14 protein-coding genes are annotated in these 17,361 nt (G+C 44.5%); 1 reads left to right on the top strand and 13 read right to left on the bottom strand.

Features of this window, described 5'->3' with window-relative positions; genetic code table 11:
- Window positions 1-25: 25 nt before the first annotated feature.
- Window positions 26-841 (bottom strand): molybdate ABC transporter substrate-binding protein, encoded by an 816-nt coding sequence (gene modA, locus GNE10_RS18760; protein ID WP_185566469.1) that lies wholly within the window; start codon window positions 839-841, stop codon window positions 26-28.
- A 482-nt stretch (window positions 842-1,323) separates the two neighbouring features.
- Here modA and GNE10_RS18765 point away from each other — a divergent pair, with 482 nt between their 5' ends.
- A complete protein-coding gene (locus tag GNE10_RS18765) occupies window positions 1,324-1,533 on the top strand; it encodes a molybdopterin-binding protein (protein WP_185566470.1) in 210 nt (69 codons plus the stop codon).
- 103 nt (window positions 1,534-1,636) lie between these two features.
- Here the strand turns inward: GNE10_RS18765 and hisS are convergent, their stop codons facing one another.
- From hisS to GNE10_RS18825, 12 genes are all read right to left on the bottom strand, one after another.
- The gene (gene hisS / locus GNE10_RS18770; RefSeq protein ID WP_185566471.1) at window positions 1,637-3,025 is read right to left on the bottom strand and encodes a histidine--tRNA ligase; all 1,389 of its coding nucleotides are present in this window, start codon (window positions 3,023-3,025) and stop codon (window positions 1,637-1,639) included.
- 256 nt (window positions 3,026-3,281) lie between these two features.
- Window positions 3,282-3,728, bottom strand: a complete 447-nt coding sequence (locus GNE10_RS18775; protein WP_185566472.1) for a DUF3598 family protein — start codon at window positions 3,726-3,728, stop codon at window positions 3,282-3,284.
- 13 nt (window positions 3,729-3,741) lie between these two features.
- The gene (gene aroA, locus GNE10_RS18780) at window positions 3,742-5,022 is read right to left on the bottom strand and encodes a 3-phosphoshikimate 1-carboxyvinyltransferase (RefSeq protein WP_185566473.1); all 1,281 of its coding nucleotides are present in this window, start codon (window positions 5,020-5,022) and stop codon (window positions 3,742-3,744) included.
- A gap of 145 nt (window positions 5,023-5,167) precedes the next feature.
- Window positions 5,168-5,542 carry a type II toxin-antitoxin system RelE/ParE family toxin gene (locus GNE10_RS18785; protein WP_099071773.1) on the bottom strand — a complete coding sequence of 125 codons (375 nt, stop codon included), beginning with the start codon at window positions 5,540-5,542 and terminating at the stop codon, window positions 5,168-5,170.
- A complete protein-coding gene (locus GNE10_RS18790) occupies window positions 5,535-5,774 on the bottom strand; it encodes a hypothetical protein (RefSeq protein WP_099071774.1) in 240 nt (79 codons plus the stop codon). The genes GNE10_RS18785 and GNE10_RS18790 overlap by 8 nt, the downstream gene beginning before the upstream one ends.
- A 129-nt stretch (window positions 5,775-5,903) precedes the next feature.
- On the bottom strand, window positions 5,904-6,059 hold the full coding sequence (locus GNE10_RS36030; protein WP_244918103.1) for a hypothetical protein: 156 nt from the start codon (window positions 6,057-6,059) through the stop codon (window positions 5,904-5,906).
- A gap of 362 nt (window positions 6,060-6,421) precedes the next feature.
- A complete protein-coding gene (locus tag GNE10_RS18800) occupies window positions 6,422-6,823 on the bottom strand; it encodes a hypothetical protein (RefSeq protein ID WP_185566474.1) in 402 nt (133 codons plus the stop codon).
- Window positions 6,783-8,204: an aldehyde dehydrogenase family protein gene (locus GNE10_RS18805; protein ID WP_185566475.1), complete on the bottom strand. Its 1,422-nt coding sequence runs from the start codon at window positions 8,202-8,204 to the stop codon at window positions 6,783-6,785. Before GNE10_RS18805 ends, GNE10_RS18800 begins: the two co-directional genes overlap by 41 nt.
- Before the next feature lie 213 nt (window positions 8,205-8,417).
- Window positions 8,418-9,452, bottom strand: a complete 1,035-nt coding sequence (locus GNE10_RS18810) for a nitrilase-related carbon-nitrogen hydrolase (RefSeq protein ID WP_185566476.1) — start codon at window positions 9,450-9,452, stop codon at window positions 8,418-8,420.
- Between the two features lie 80 nt (window positions 9,453-9,532).
- Window positions 9,533-10,303: a red chlorophyll catabolite reductase gene (locus GNE10_RS18815; protein WP_185566477.1), complete on the bottom strand. Its 771-nt coding sequence runs from the start codon at window positions 10,301-10,303 to the stop codon at window positions 9,533-9,535.
- Window positions 10,304-10,588: 285 nt separating this feature from the next.
- Window positions 10,589-14,233, bottom strand: a complete 3,645-nt coding sequence (locus GNE10_RS18820) for an S-layer family protein (RefSeq protein WP_185566478.1) — start codon at window positions 14,231-14,233, stop codon at window positions 10,589-10,591.
- 38 nt (window positions 14,234-14,271) lie between these two features.
- On the bottom strand, window positions 14,272-17,211 hold the full coding sequence (locus GNE10_RS18825; RefSeq protein ID WP_311774823.1) for a tetratricopeptide repeat protein: 2,940 nt from the start codon (window positions 17,209-17,211) through the stop codon (window positions 14,272-14,274).
- Window positions 17,212-17,361: the final 150 nt, after the last annotated feature.

Below are 17,361 nucleotides of genomic sequence, written 5' to 3' on the forward strand. Positions count from 1 at the left end.
ACCCCATCTCCCCACCCCCTTGATGCTAGCTACCAGCTACCGTAAATCCCTGTTTCTCAAACACTGTTTTTGCTTGATTCCCTGATAAAAATGTCACAAAATCTTTAGCAGCATCTACATTTTTACTGCTTTTGAGAACTGCAATTGGATAGACCACAGGAGAATGGGTTTTTTCAGATGCAGTTGCTATGATTTTGACTTTTGGCGTACTTTTGGCATCAGAAAGATAAACAATCCCAGCATCAGCATTGCCTGATTCTACGTAGTTGAGAGCTTGACGAACATCTTTAGCGTAGACGGCTTTGCTTTTAACTGGGTCAAGAATTTTTAATGAAGTTAAAACTTGTTGGGCGTATTGTCCCGCCGGAACGCTTTTAGGTTCGCCTAAAGCAATTTTTTTTACGCTTGATGAAGTTAAGTCTTTAAAATCAGCCACAGTGGTGGAATTTTGGGGTACTATCAACACCACTTGATTTTTTAACAAATTTTTGCGAGTTCCATCTAGTAACAAACCTTTTTGCTGTAAAGCATCTACTTGTTTAGTTGCAGCTGAGATGAAAACGTCAACTCCTGCACCTTGTTCAATCTGTTGTTGCAAAGCACCGGACGAACCGAAGTTATAAGTCAATGTTACATTGGGCTTTTCTTTGCTATAGAGAGGTTTGATTTCCTCCATTGCATCTTTGAGGCTAGCGGCTGCTGATATCGTTAAATTCGCTGTTGGCGCTGCTGGACTAGTAGTTGAGGATGAGTTAGGTGTAGTTGTTGGACTACACCCGACGATAATTAAGAACGAGATAAATACCCAACTTACAAAAGTCAAAATTCTTTTGTTATTCATTTGCTGTCTCTCAAGGTTTTTCCTAGTCAAGTCATAATTTACCAACTTAATACCATGAATCCGAATAAGTTGGTAATTACTTTTAGGACTAATATCATATCCAAGGAATTACTTATGATGTACGACTCCCATTTGATTTCTGTGAAACTAGGTACAGTTTTTGTTCCCTGTTCCCTAGCTTCACAAGTAAGTTCAGGAATCAAATCGGATTGCTTGTTATGTGTAATTCAAAGTAAGACCTTTACCCTTGGCGTTTCAAAACCATAACAATCAGATAGTCTCTGCCATTCTTAAAGACAGCCAACTGTTTAACCAGACGTGATATTAATCATTACCAATTAAATTTATTTACCAATTAATTTGGTAGATATTTGTATGTAAAATAGTAAAAAATTCTATATCTTCTATCTGTAGTCATATCAATTTCTGGAAAGACTTGTTAGTATTTTTATGTAGTAAAAAGATAGACAGAGAATTAAAAAATGCAAGTTAGCGCTCGTAATGCTCTGAAAGGAACTGTAAAAAATGTTGTTGTTGGCTCTGTAAACACCGAAGTTACGGTAGAAGTTGCACCAGGAGTAGAGGTGACTGCAATTATTACCAAATCATCAGCAGAAAAGCTGAAACTCTCTGAAGGTAAAGAAGTACACGCCATAATCAAGTCTTCAGATGTCATAATTGCTGTTGATTAATTTTTTAGAAATTTCCTAAAAAAGGGGCTATAAAACTGCCCCTTTTTTAGTTTGCATTTTAGTAACAATCAACCGTCAACAGTCAACAGTCATCAATCAACTTTTACCTCAGCCGTCGTTTAACTTCCTCTGCTAAATTTTTCAATAAAACTTCCACTTGTTGGCCTGTTTTCAAATCTTTCAGAGAAGATTTATTTGCGGCTGCTTCCTCAGAACCAATAATTACACAAAATTGAATTCCTTGTTTATCTGCTAATTGAAATTGCTTACCCAAAGGACGCTTATCAAAGTTAGTGATAACATTAATTCCCGCTTGACGCAGTTGTTGAGAAACTTTTAGATAAGTCGGCATTAAATCATCTTGCATATTCACCACCATCACCTGTGCGGGTGTAGCAGCTAAGGTACTCAGAATACCTGCTTTTAACAATCGACTAATTAAGCGAGTTAAGCCAATGGAAATGCCGACACCAGGCATTTTTTCACCTAAAAATACTCCCACTAATTCTTCATATCTACCACCAGAACAAATACTACCCAAGGCTTCATGTCCCAATAAAGTTGTTTCGTAAACTGTACCAGTATAGTAATCAAGCCCACGGGCAATGGATAAATCAATACAAAAACGATTTTCGGCAACTCCGAGATTACGCACCCCTGTAATTACTGTTTCTAATTCGGTAACACCTAAAGCCAACTGTTCGCTTTCTGGAAGATTGTTTGCTAAGTGTTTGAGTTTATCTAATACTTCATCAACTGAGCCATCTATTTTAATAAACTCAATGATTTTTTCAGCTTGATCTGTGGTAATTCCTTCTTTTTCTAAATCCTGTTTGACTTTAGTTTCACCAATTTTTTCTAAAGTATCAACAACACTGATACAAGATTTAATTTGATTTTCGGCAATTCCCACTGATTTAAAAAAACCTGTCAGAACCTTACGGTTATTGATGCGGATAAGAAAATCACCAATGTTAATTGCTTCAAATATTTCAGTGATAATTGCAGGCATTTGAGCATCATAAAGTAAGCTCAGTTCCCGACGGGCAACTACATCAATATCGCATTGGCGGAACTGGCGAAAACGCCCATCTTTTGCTCTTTCTCCGCGAAAAACTACATCCATTTGGTAGCGGGCAAAAGGAAAAGTTAATTCATTAAGGTGACGAGCAATGTAAGCTGCTAATGGAACTGTTTGGTCAAACTTTAATGCCCTTGCTTCCGAACCAGTTTCGCCGGATTTATCTTTTTCGGCTTGGCGATTTGGTGGCAATATGGGGTCAATTCCATAAATGATATTGTCGCCTTGGTTTCCTTTAGCTTGTAGGACTTCTAAACGTTCTACTGCTGGGGTTTCAATGGGTGTAAATCCATAGCTTTCATAAACTCTACGGATGGTATCTAATAAATATAATTCTAGGCGCTTTTCGCTAGGTAAAAATTCTGGGAAACCGCTAGGAGTAGAAAAGTTTATTTTGTCACCTTTTGCCATATACGATTTTGGATTTTAGATTTTAGATTTTAGTAGTAGCGTGACCGGACTAAAATAGTGCATTAGTAAACTCTTGTGGGGTGGGCATCCTGCCCGCCCGGACGGGTGAGGACACCCATCCCACAATAAAATCTATTGCAACATTTTAGCCTTGCCACGCCAGTAGGGTGTGTTATGCCGTGGGCTAACGCACCATTCAAGATTTTCGGTGCGTTAGGACTTACGTCCATAACTACCAAATTAAAGCTCGATCGCTTTATTTTATCCGTTGTTCTTGAATGAGAGTGCGTTGAAAAATTTGACCATTTTTAAACCAATGCCAAGTACGGGCGCGATTGTTATTATCAGGACTAATGTAAATCATTTCATATAAACTCATGTCTGGGTTTGTCTTATAAGCAAACCACAAAATTACAATGGAATTGTCAGCTTCCCAGGCTTTGCCGTCAATGCGATCGGTGTCAAACCAAAGTTTATTATCTTTATATATTCCGGGAAATTCGTATTCTTCTTTTTTTCCGTCAGCCCATGTGTAGCGATTAATTTGATAGTAAGGATGAGGGCCGTTTTCTGGAAATTGACATGTTAAATGAGATTCGTAGCTATCAATGATTTTTCCAGCTGTATCTATTAATGTATAAGTGCCTATCCAATCTCCTTCGTGACGGGCAAGCACGGGCATTGCTTCTTTGATATTAGACATGGCTATTCACCTTTTATTGTTCTAACATTTTGAAAAATCGGGTAAAGTAATCTGGAAAAGTTTTTGCTGTACAACCTGGGTCTTTAATTACAATCCCTGGAACTTTTAAGCCTGTGACAGCAAATGCCATTGCCATGCGATGATCGTGATAAGTTTCAATGGCTGCCGGTGTAATGGGGCCTGGTTCAATCTTCAGTCTATCGGCAAATTCTTCAACCTGGACTCCCAGACGACGCAATTCGGTAACTACGGCGTGAATGCGGTCAGTTTCTTTGTAGCGAATATGTTCGACATTGCGAATGGTAACAGGTGAGGTGGCAAAGGGAGCGATCGCTCCTAAAGTTTGCACCAAATCTGAGATATCATTCATGTCAATATCGATACCTTGTAATTGCTCTGGCCCTGTAACTTCCGTATAATCATCACCTTCACGTACCTGGCATCCCATCTGTTCTAAGACGTTGAGCCAAAGAATATCACCTTGACAAGATTGTTTGGTCAAATATTTTACCCGCACTCGTCCACCAGTGACGGCGGCGGCGGCAAAAAAGTAAGAAGCATTTGACGCATCTGGTTCTATTGTGTAATGTCGTGGCTGGTAACGCTGGCCTGCTTTAATTTGGAATTGATTTTCGCTGATTTCATTTACCTGTACGCCAAAATCCGCCATCAACTTACAAGTCATTTTCACGTAAGATTGAGAAACCAATGTTCCTTCAACTTCAATGATTGTGTCTTGTTGGGCGTAAGGCGCAATCATTAATAAAGCCGAAAGTTGCTGACTTGTTTGATTAGCTTTTAAGCGAAAATGTCCCCCAGAAAATTGCCCACCGTAAATGGTGTAAGGCATAAAATCAGCATTGCCTTGGAAGTTAACACTTATACCACTACTTTGTAAAACCTTTAGTAAATCGCCCATCGGTCGTTCTCGCATCCGGGGAACGCCATCTAAACGATATTCGCCATTACCCAGTGCTACCAATGCCGAAATAAACCTGGCTGCTGTACCTGCTAAACCCACAAATAAGTCTGCCTGCTTGGCGGGAATTTCGCCTCCCTTTCCTGCTATTTGAATTTGAGCCTGGTCAGGATTTAGGGTTATGGGGATGCCTAATTGCTCTAAACATTTAGCAAAATAATTGCTGTCTTCACTAAATAAAGCATTTTCTAAAATCGAGTCACCTTGTGCCAAAGCTGCCACAAGTAATGCCCGATTAGTAATACTTTTAGAACCAGGAATCTCCACCGTGGCATCTATTGGGCGATTCAGAGCAGGGATGGCAATAGTATCCACTTTAAACCTCAGTGCAGGCGATCGGCTACAACTTAATTATGTTCGCATATTATGAGTGGGGATTGGGGATTGGAGATTGGCTTGCATCGCTTTAATATCTTTCGGTTGGAATTTGGACGTTGTAAGGAGGTTCGGTGGCTCTTGTTTAGATATCCTCTTTATCTTCAATCGCCCGTTGCTCATATTCTGTAATGATGCTTTGAATGTCATCTGCGGCAATATCGACTTGTTCAGATTTTGCATAAACAGTCAGCAAAATAATTCCCGTTGCTGTCTTGACGTAGTAAATCAGACGATAGCCACCGCTTTTACCTTTTTGAATGTCACTATTTCGGACTCTTAACTTAAAGAGCGCATAACCAACCCCAGGTATTTTATCTCCTAGCAACTCTCCCTGCTCAAGTTGTTCGATGACGGGTTGTATATCATTCCGAATACTGCGATACTTCTTGGCAAGAGCGCGTAGATTTCGGTTGAACGTTGGCGAAGCTTCAACTTGAATGAAAGGCCGATCAGTCATTTTCCAGCCCTTCCCAAAGTTGAGCCACCGGGATAGTTTGCCCAGTCATGGCTTCATGCCAAGCTTGGCGGAAATCTGCTAAGACTTCTGCTTGAGATTGATCGTTCAGAACTTCCTCTTCTGAAATTAGAATAATAACTTCTACGCGACTGTTTTTATCTGTTATGAGAGGATGATCTAAGGTTAGTTGTCCTTGCTCATTAATCGTTGCCATGACTTTAACTGCTTTCATTGCTACTCCAAAATGTTAAGTAGTAGTGGTTAAGTTAATTCCTAACGCTTCAAGTTGCTGATTGATCCAAGCCGTTGCTGTCGCTTCATCGGTTTCGTTGGGGAAGCCTCTCTGCAAGAGAATCGCTCTTTATACTCCTGTTTTAGCAATTTCTAGCAGTTGCTTGGATTGCTCCCGTGCTTTGCGAGATTCTCTGACCTTTTCTGTGATTTTTTTACGAGTAGATTCTTTGGGTAGAGTAATTGGAATCTTCAATAAATCCTCAGTTGAGATTGCTGGGTACATACTGGCAGTCGTATGCAGATCCAGAATTTCGCAGACAATAGGCGATCGCAAATAAACTAGTAAAACTTCTGGCTCAATTTTGGTTGGTTTGAGAACAGCAAAACCAGACGAGCAAATGTGGTTATTTTGCTCGGATTGAATTAAGGCTGAAAGTCTGCGGATAGGGCGAACTGTTTGTAATTTGAGTCTTTGAGGATATCGGCTAGGTTCATCAGGCGCTAGAGAATCTACATAAATGCTTAGTCCGTTATAGAGTGTAACGCTATTCTAGAAATCGATTTATAGGTTTTTTTAATACTTTTAACTTTTTTTTGCGTGACATCAATGCACATCTTTTACTAAACTTATCTTTCTAGTGCGTCTCAAAAACTTGTGTTGTTGACCAACGGACTTGTGTTGTTGACCAACGGACTTGTGTTGTTAACCAAAGGACTTGTGTTGTTAACCAACGAACTTGTGTTGTTGACCAACGGACTTGTGTTGTGAACCAACAAACTTGTGTTGTTGACCAAAAGACTTGTGTTGTGAACCAACAAACTTGTGTTGTGAACCAACAAACTTGTGTTGTTGACCAACGGACTTGTGTTGTGAACTAAAACTATCAAAATTCTTCCAGGTGCTTTGGTTAGCGTAGACGATACTTTGCCAGAGATGATCGCCTCTGGTAAAACAGATATTTTGAACAGGATGAAAATGCAGTCTCCATGCCCCATGCCCAATGCCCTATTCCCCACTCCCAAACCACCAAGGGTCATTACTGGCATTGGTTTTAATCAAATAAGCTTTTTTCCGCGTGAACCGTTTTATTGCGGCTGCACCCATGCGCGAACCTCCAAGTCCAGAGAATTTAAAGGCGTTTTTCTCTCCTTCGTGCATAATGGCGGTGAGTGCAGCATCGTTAATACTGATAGCACCTGCATCTATATACTGGGCAACCTCTAGGGCTTCTGCTTCTAATTCAGCAAATACCGCCGCACTCAGTCCATACATGGAGTCGTTTGCTAAAGATATTGCTTGTTCAACTGTGGCAAAAGGCATAATTGGCATTAGAGGGCCGAAAGTTTCTTCAGTCATCACTTTCATGGAATGATTGACCTGAGTCAGCACTGTGGGACGACACCACCAACCACCACCCAAGTCTTCAATAACGCCACCGCAGTGAATTACTGCTCCTTTTTCCACTGCGTCTAAAAGATGGTCGCTAATAATGACTGCTTGTCTTTCGGCTATGATGGGGCCAATTTCTCCACTTTCAAGGGTGGGATAAGCTAACTTCAGGCGAGAAGCTTTAGCTATTAGTAGATGGTAAAACTTTTCAAATATTGATTCTGCAACGTAAACTCGCTCAATTGATAAGCATGATTGTCCGGTATTGACCACCGAACCCCACAATATAGCTGAGGTTGCTAAGTCTAAATTGGCTGATTCTAAAACGATCGCTGGATCTTTTCCACCTAATTCCAAAAAAGCTGGAATAAATTGCTTAGCAGCTGCTTGGCCTACTTTTTTTCCTGTGGCAACGCTACCTGTAAAGCATATCAAATCTACATTTTCAATTAAACCAGCCCCAGTTTCCCCTGCTCCTTCAACAAAAGTTAAAATATCGCGCAATTTGGGCACAGCGTTGAGTGTTGTAATCAGTGGTGCTACGAAGCGGGGAGCAATTTCACTCGGTTTGACAATGACAGCACAACCCGCCAACAATGCGGGAATGGTATCAATAGTAGACAGTAATAGGGGAAAGTTCCACGGGCTAATAACGCCAACTAAAGGATAAGGTACTGATGCTTGTTGTAAAGCGATAAAGGGAATTGCTGTGTTTTTTGCAGATTCTTGCAGCAATTCTGGGGCTAACCTACACCAACGGTCAATGCTAGAGAGAAAAGAATCAATTTCTAATATTGAAGTTGACAATCTGCCAGTATCATTTACCAAAGCTTCCGTTAAGCGATCGCGTGTAGATAGTATCGCTTCCTTCCACTGTTGTAAAGCTTCAATTCTCCCCTCAATACCCAATTGTTGCCAATGAACCTGCGCCCGACGCATACGCTTACATTGCTGCACCAGTAACCTGGGAGGCGGCGGAATAATTACGTAATCATATTTGCCAGTTCGGGGGTTGCGGACTTCTATTGGTTTTGTCATTAGTTGGGAGTTAGGAGTTAGGAGTTAGGAGTTAGGAGTTAGGAGTTAGGAGTTGAGAGTTGGGAGTTGGGAGTTAGGAGTTAGGAGTTAGGAGTTAGGAGTTATTTTGTTTTGATTCCAATGCCCAATGCCCAATGCCCAATGCCCAATGCCCAATGCCCAATGCCCAATGCCCAATGCCCAATGCCCAATGCCCAATCCCCAATCCCCAATTCAAATTATCCCCAGTTTCGCTAACCGTTCGATGGTGGCTTGCTGTGTTTGCAGGAAGTGTTTGCGGTCTACTTCTTGATCCAGCATAGTATTAGGGGGGTAAAAGTGTGACTGACGATAACTTTCGGCGTAGAGTTCAAATCGTTGGCGTGAAAGTAAATTATTTAACCCTGGTCGGCGGCGATCGCGGCGTAATGCGGCTAAATCTATTTCGGCGAATGCTGCCATGCTTTCACCCGCAGCTGTTTCGGCTATGATGATTCCGCGATAATCGATGATTTTGGAACCGCCATCGGCGGAGGCAATGGGGATAGCAATATTAGCGATGCCTGCGGTGTTGGCTGATACTACATAAGCTAAATTTTCTACGGCACGAGAAATTTTTGCAGCGTCTTTGGGTGTGAGGTTTTTGTTATATACTTCGGAAGTGGAATGCACAAAAATCTCTGCTCCTCGCATGGCTAGACAGCGGGCGACTTCTGGATACAAAATTTCTTCTGATGCTAAGGCTCCTAAATTACCAATCTCAGTTTTAGCAACAGGAAACACTCCTTCTAAACCGTAACAATCAAGATATTTATCCCAAACGTCATGGGGGGTAGGGGCAAATAAGGAATTTAAGCGCCGATAGCGTAGGATAATTGAGCCAGAGGGATCGAGTATAAAGCAGGTTTGAAAGTATAATCCGGGAAAGTTGGGGTCAACTTCGTAGGCGTTACCAGCCAAAAAGATTTTATGGTTTTGGGCAATTTTCCCCAGTGCTTCATATTCAGCACCAGCCATTTCTATACAAGCTTTTTGTGCCCATCCTGCGAGGGTATCTCCCATGGGAAAACCAGTCAGAAAATATTCTGGCAGTACAATTAAACGACAATCAAAGCCAACAAAAGCAATACTAGCAGCAATTTGTGGCGCTAGGCGATTGATAGAGTTTAGCATGAGCGATCGCGCTTCGTGGCCATCGCTTGCTTGGTTGACTGCATGACAAGTAACTTGCAGTGCTAAGGCGCGGTAGGATTCTGAATTATTGGGCATAGGGCAAAGAATTTTAAATTTTGGATTTGGGATTTTGGATTAAAGAAAACATCTAAAATCTAAAATCCAAAATTGTTGGACTAATGACTAATTTTACGATCGCCACCCCAGAGCGATCGTACTAGTTTATCTGTTAATTGAGTGCCAAAAAGTTGGGCGGCAAATTTGTTTCCTGGGTCGCGTTCGGCGGCGGTTCGGCGTAGCAATAAATCGCGATTTGCTAAGGTGTTGCGTAAATCTTCGGTTATGGGTGCGGCTGTGTCTATCCAACTTAGCCAGCGTTCTAGTGTTTCGTGTGCAATTGTGCTAATGATTTCGAGGGTATCAGAGGTAGGTGCGCCGGTGTAACAAAGACTAACGGGGGATTGAAAAAGGCGGACGTAGACGCTTTTGCTAATAAATGGCTTGAGGCGTGCATCGTCTTGTAATTTTAAAAATGTTTGGTTCACTGGTTCATAATAGCGATCGAGATATGCCAAATCGGTTAAAAGCTCAGTCCGAGGAATGTAATCTATATAAAATAAAATATCTGCATTGGGAAGAGTGCCAAATTCAAAGGCCAAATGGGGAACATCGATATGCGGCGCTAACCAAATGGTGAGGCGCATGGTGCTAAAGTTGGATTTTTCGGGGTTTCCTAACCATGAATGCACTAGCCAATCAATTTCTGTTCCCGAAAATGCACTCAGGGAACCTTTGATATTACCGTCAAGACTGCTGTATTGCTGTAAATCGGCTACGGAAGGATCTGGATTTAATTGAAAACGAGATTCTAATTTTTGGCGGAGTTCTTTTGTAATATTCCACAACTGCTCAAATACAGTTTTATTGTCTAAATTGGTTGGTATCATAGTTGAAATTGGTTGGTTTTATAAAGAAGAATTCAGCAAATCCTGAGTCAGAATTCAGTATGAATTTTGTACGAGTGGTTGATAGCGCAATACAGTTCAGTTAAGCCTTTCTTTCTTCTCTTTGCGTCCTTCTCTGACGAGACGCTGCGCGAATGCGTCCTTGGCGGTAGCCTGCGGCAAGCCGCTACGCGTCTACGTTAAAAAAATTGAATTTGACCAAGAGTTTTAGCCTTAACTGAACCGTATTGTCTTCTATGGAATATTTTTTGACATCAAAGTCCCTGATTAAGAAGCGATCGCCAAATTATTAAGATTGCCGTTATAACCAGTAATCTCGATAATTGAGTCGCTGCTGGCAGAGAAACCAGAGGTGGCATCGTTGAGGGCTAAAAAGGTACGGCTACCAAAGCTAAAGGTGGCAGCACCCTTAGCTGCAAAATTAGTCTTAGTTAACAGTGCCCCCACACCTGCGGCATCCAAGCTACTAACTGTCCCCAATTTCTTGACATCGGCAGCCTTAACGCCATAGACGCCAGCAATCACATCCGTGCCAATTTTCAAATCGGTGATGCGGTCAAAGTTACTTAGCAGAGAATCAGCAAAACCAAAGCAGAAAGTATCATTACCATTCCCTCCAGTCAAGGTATCAGCACCAGCATCGCCTACTAACACATCATTACCATTGCCACCGATGAGGATATCGTTATCAAAACCGCCAAATAGGATATCATCACCATTGCCACCGATGAGGCTATCGTTGCCAAAACCGCCGAACAGAATATCATCATCATTGCCACCGATGAGGGTATCGTTGCCCAGAATGCCAAACAGAGTATCATTGCCATTACCACCATCGAGATAATCAGGGCCGTTATTACCGATGAGCAGATTTCTACCATTCCCACCAGTTTGACCAGTATTAATTAACACGCTAACATTGCCTTGGCTAATGCCACCATTGCCATCACTCAGGGTATAGTTAAAGCTGCCATTGCCTGTACTGGTGGGATTAAAGGTGATAGTACCGTTATTGTTGAAAGTCACAGTACCACCCACAGCATTACTTACCCCAGTAATAGACAACACATCACCCTGGTCTATATCGCTGTCGTTGGCAAGTAGACTGGCAACAGAAATTGTCAGTGGTGTACCTTGGTTAGCTGTAAAAGAGTCGCTACCTGCTACTGGAGTATCATTTACCCCGGTAATGGTGACGGTGATATCCTGGCTGGCTGTACCGTCAGCAGATTGCACAGTGAAGGTTTCAGTTTTAGTTGCACCTGCACCTAAAAATTGCACTGCACTATTAGCAACGCTGTAATTCCAAGTGCCAGTATCGGTGATGGCAAGACTACCCAAGTTGCCTGTGCCTGTAACTGTAGTCTTAAATGTGTTGTCGCCATCCACATCAGCCACCGTTAATGTACCCGTGGCGGTTAAATTGGGGGTGCTTGTATCTTCGGTAACTGCCCCTGTGGCAGTACCCGTGATGCTGGCGGGGTCATTCACCCCCGTAATAGTGATGGGGATATCAAGGCTTGCTGTACCATCAGCAGATTGCACCGTGAAGGTTTCAGTTTTAGTTGCACCTGCACCTAAAAATTGTACGGCGCTATTAGCAACGCTGTAATTCCAAGTGCCAGTATCGCTGATGGTCAGACTACCAAGGTTACCGCTAGCGGAGGTGACATCGGTATTAAATGTATTGTCGCCAGTATCGGCATCAGCAACCGTTAATGTACCCGTGGCGGTTAAATTGGGTGTGCTTGTATCTTCTGTGACTGCCCCTGTGGTTGTACCCGTGATGGTGGCGGTGTCATTCACCCCGGTAATGGTGACGATGATATCCTGGCTTGCTGTACCGTCAGCAGATTGCACTGTGAAGGTTTCAGTTTTAGTGACCCCTGCACCTAAAAATTGCACTGCACTATTAGCAACGCTGTAATTCCAAGTGCCAGTATCGGTGATGGTCAGACTACCAAGGTTACCTGTGCCTGTAACTGTAGTCTTAAATCTGTTTTCCCCAGTATCCACATCAGCCACCGTTAATGTACCCGTGGCTGTTAAATTGGGGGTGTTTGTATCTTCGGTGACTGCTGCTGTGGCTGTACCTGTAATGGTAGCCGCATCATTCACCCCAGTAATGGTGACGACAATGTTTTGACTAGCAGTGCCATCCAAAGATTGTACGGTGAAGGTTTCAGTTTTGGTGACCCCTGCACCCAGAGATTGCACTGCACTATTAGCAACGCTGTAATTCCAAGTGCCAGTATCATTGATGGTCAGACTACCAAGGTTACCTGTGCCTGTAACTGTAGTCTTAAATCTGTTTTCCCCAGTATCCACATCAGCCACCGCTAATGTACCCGTGGCAGTTAAATTGGGGGTGCTTGTATCTTCGGTAACTGCCCCTGTGGCTGTACCTGTAATGGTAGCCGCATCATTCACCCCAGTAATGGTGACGAGAATGTTTTGACTAGCAGTGCCATCCAAAGATTGCACAGTGAAGGTTTCAGTTTTAGTGACACCTGCACCCAGAGATTGCACTGCACTATTAGCAACGCTGTAATTCCAAGTGCCAGTATCGGTGATGGTGAGACTACCCAGGTTACCTGTGCCTGTAACTGTAGTCTTAAATCTGTTTTCCCCAGTATCCACATCAGCCACCGCTAATGTACCCGTGGCTGTTAAATTGGGGGTGTTTGTATCTTCGGTGACTGTTCTTGTGGCTATACCTGTGATGGTGGCGGTGTCATTTACCCCAGTAATGGTGATGGTGGCAGTGGCACTAGCTGTGCCGCCTCTGCCATCGCTGATGGTGTAGTTAAAGGATGTGGTAGCATTGGTTCCTTGAGGTAAGTAATCGTAGCCATCTGTAAGGGCAGCAGTTCCATTGGTGGGGTCAAAGGTAAAAGTACCGTTGGCATTCACCGTAAGTTTACCATTGCCGAGGTTAATTTGAGTACCGACATTAGCAGCACTGCCGTTAACCGCAGTTACCGTCAAAGGATTACTATCTGGGTCGCTGTCATTGCTGAGGACATTGCCGTTGAAGACGGTGTTTTCATTGGTGCTGGGGGCATCGTTGTTGGCGGTGGGTGGGCGATTCGGGTTGTTGTAGAATAACACGGTATTGCCGTAAGTGTTTCCAACTAAGGCATCGAGGTCGCCATCGCCATCGATATCGGCAAAGGTGGGCGCAGAAAAAGAGCCGACATCGCTCAGCCCAAAGGGGTTGGTGCTGAGGGTGGCAAACTGGGGATTGGAGGCAGACCCGGTGTTGCGGAAAAAGAGGGTATTGCCGCTCCGGTCTCCGACAAAGGCATCAAGGTCGCCATCGCCATCGATATCGACTAAGCTGGGTGTGGCAATATTTCCCACCTTGGTCAGTCCGAAGGGGTTGGTGGTAGCAGCAGCAAAGCTGGGGGCGGTGGCACTACCAGTGTTGCGGAAGAATATGATATCCCCGGCACTATTCCCGAAAAAAACATCGAGGTCGCCATCCCCGTCGATATCGCCAAAGCTAGACGAGGCATTTGACCCCACATCGGTCAGCCCGAAGGGGTTGGTGGCAGCAGCAGCAAAGCTGGGGGCAGCGGCACTCCCAGTGTTGCGGTAGAACAGGGTATTACCGACACTATTCACCACAAAGGCATCGAGGTCGCCATCTCTATCGATATCGACAAAGGTGGGCGCGGCAGAACCTCCGACATCGCTCAGCCCGAAGGGGTTGGCGCTGGCGGTGGCAAAGCTGGGGGCGGTGGCACTACCAGTGTTGCGGTAGAACAGGGTATTACCGTCACTATTGCCTACGAAGGCATCGAGGTCGCCATCCCTGTCAATATCAACAAAGGTAGGTCTAGCACCAAATCCCACGTCTGTCAATCCAAAGGGGTTGTCACCAACGCTAGAAAAGATAGGGTCAGCCATGTTTTTTCTCCTTGAAGTTTAAGTGAAGGATTTTAGGACTACGCATGTTCAACGAGATGCGGTTGGAGTTTCCAAATTTGCCGCAAGGCAGCTTCTAGCTGACTAACCCACTGTTGGGGTTGAAACAGGGGCAAGTGGTGGCGGTGTGCTTGCAATTGGTGGCGAATTGCTGTCAATTCCTTGCGGTCAGTGGCTAAATGCACCGCCTTTTGTTCGTAAGCAACAACGGTGTCGCAAATGAGCAAATCTAAACCCGCCGCCGCACAAATGCTGGCTCCCATACGGGCAGCAAAGGCTTTACCAGGGCGGGTGATGATGGGAAGTCCTGCTGAGAGTGCATGAATGGCGGTGGCTCCAGCGTTGTAAACAAAGGTGTCCAGGAATAAATCTGCCAAGGGATAGGCCGCTAGATATTTTGCTAGGGGCATATAAGGAGCGAACACCAAACGCCCTGGGGCGATGCCCTGTTTTTCGGCAATGTGGTGCAGGCTATCCCTCACTGAAGAAGAGGAATTGGGGCAGGGGGCAGGGAGAAAAGGAGAGAATTCTCCCCCCTGCTCCCTGCTCCCTGCTCCCCTGCCTCTTTTGACCTCTGGGGTGGTTTGAATGAGCCACAACACTGAATTTGGTACTTGCTGCAAAATCCGCATCCAGCAAGCAAAGACTTCCGGGTCAAATTTGTCGCTGCGATTAAAGCAGCAAAAAACAAAGGCATCTTTTGGTAAGCCAAAGTCATCCCGACTCAGGGGTTGGTGGGCAATGGCTAGGGGAGAAGCAACAAAGGCGTGGGGCAGTTCAATTATCTTTTCACTGTAATGGGCAGCTAATTCTGGGGGAATTAACCAAGAATCTGCCAAAATGTATTGGATAAATTCTGCCGCCATTGTGCCGGGATAGCCCAGATATTGCACCTGAATTGGGGCTGGCTGGAGGGCGAGAATTTCTGCACGGCTAAAGGTGGTATAACCTGCTAAGTCAATCAAAATGTGAATGCCATCGCTGTGGATGCGTTGGGCGGCAACTGCTGATGACATGGAGGAGAGATTGACAAAAACATCACACCCAGCCCGAATATTTTCCGTAAATTCATCACGATCGTCCACCAGACTATAGCCATAGATTTCAAAGGCAGAACGGTCATGATATTGAAATAACTGGTGAATTAACGTGCCTACGGCGTGTTGGCGGAAGTCTGCCGAGAGATAGCCTAAGCGCAGTTTGGGATGAGGTGCTGGGGGTGGGGTAAAGGCGCAGAGGTGTTTGTAAGGCTGGATGTTACGGATGATATGCTGTGACCAGTGGCGGGCAATGGCGGTATGGAATTCCAAGGGTAGGGGGAAACTATGAATGTTCAGGGGCGGTAATGAGTGGGTGTTGCTATTTGCCAAATGTTGCTGGATGCGCTGTTGCAAAATTTCCAGCCGTTCCTCGTAGTGGTGCCAGTCGCACAAACTCAACCGCAGATGTTCGCGCTGATAAAAAATCTCGGTGGCTGCTGGGTTAAGTTCTAAGGCGCGGTTGTAGCTATTGATAGCAGCTTTCCATTGTCCCTGGGCTTGCAAGACATAACCTAAGTTGCCATGTGCCAGGGTAAAATCTGGTTTGAGGGCAATAACTCGCTCAAAATAGTTCTGGGCTTTGGTGATGTCGCCCTGCATCATCCACAAACAGCCGATATTGTGCCAAGCTTCTGCAAAATCGGGCTGGTGTTTGAGGGTATGATGCCAACAGTTCATGGCTTTTTGGGTTTCCCCCAGTTGCCGGAATACATTCCCCAGTTCATAGTAAGAGGTGGCGGTTGGTTGCAGTCGTATTGCCTCTTGTAAGCACTCTGCCGCCCTTAGCCAGGATTGCTGATTGGCGTGTAATCTGCCTAAGTTGAGGTGTGCGACAGCAAAATCCGGTTCAAGTTGAATCGCTTGTTGATAAGCTGCGATCGCTTCCTCTGTTTTTCCCTGAATCTGCCAGATTGTTCCCAAGTTACAATGTGCTTGGGTAACCTTGGGATTGAGGACGATGATTTGTTGGTACGTGGCGACAGCCTCCTCTAGCCTGCCTAACCTCTGCAAAGCATTACCCAACTGGTTGTAAGCAGCAATATAACCCGATCGCCAGCGCAGGGCTTCTTGGAAACATCCAATGGCTGCTAAAAAATCCCCCTGTTCTACTAATTGCTTTCCTTTTTGAAAGTGTGAATGGGCGACATCGGCAATCAAACTTGCTTGTGATTGGTTTTGTGGCTGTAAATGAAACTTTCCCGTTGCTTCATGGAAAATTAGCCGCAAAGACTCAGCCAATCCCCGGCGTTGCAGTGCTTGGTTAATGGCACCCTCACAATGTTGTTGTTGAATCAAGGATTGTTGCTGGCAAAGACCTTGGGGATTGAGGCGATAAAAGTAAAGCGATCGCTCTAAATGATAAATTTGAGTAATTTCTGAAACCCGCAGGCACAAATCATAATCTTCCGCAGGTGCAAATTCTGGATTAATCCCCCCAACGGCAGCAAACACCGATTGCCGCAACAAACGAAAGTGGAAGGTCATAAAATCTAGCAACAAACCCATTGGGCTGTAGGGAATCTGGCAACGGTGGCCGAGTCCCTGTGCCTCACCTTGGGTATCTATATTTAAATGGTTGGTGTAAACCATGCCATAATCCAGGTGGCTGTCGAGAAATTCCACCGTTTCTTGTAGTGCCGTTGCTGCCAAGTAGTCATCCGCATCAAGCCAGCCAATGTAATCTCCTCGTGTCAGCCTATGGGCTTGAATCAAAGCTTCTCCCCGCCCCAAGCGATTGCCTGCATACAAGCGAATCCGCACATCTCGCTGGGCATAATCTTGAGCAATGGCAATTGAATTATCAGTGGAGCCGTCATCCCATACAATTAATTCCCAATCCCTGAAGCTTTGCGCCAACACCGAATCTAAAGCCTGTGCCAAATAAGCCTCGGTGTTGTAAACTGTCATCACTAAAGACACCTTGGGGCTAGTGGTCTGGCAAGTCAACAATGCTGGGTGAGGGCTGGGGAAAGGGGAAAGGCAAAAGGGTAAGGGATTTAAACCCTTTTCCCCTTCCCCCTTACCCTTTTCCCCACCAATTAAAACCTTTCCCCCACCAAGTTCACTTGG

The sequence above is a fragment of the Nostoc sp. 2RC genome (genome assembly GCF_014222165.1).
In the GTDB taxonomy this organism is placed as follows: Bacteria; Cyanobacteriota; Cyanobacteriia; order Cyanobacteriales; family Nostocaceae; genus Nostoc; species Nostoc linckia.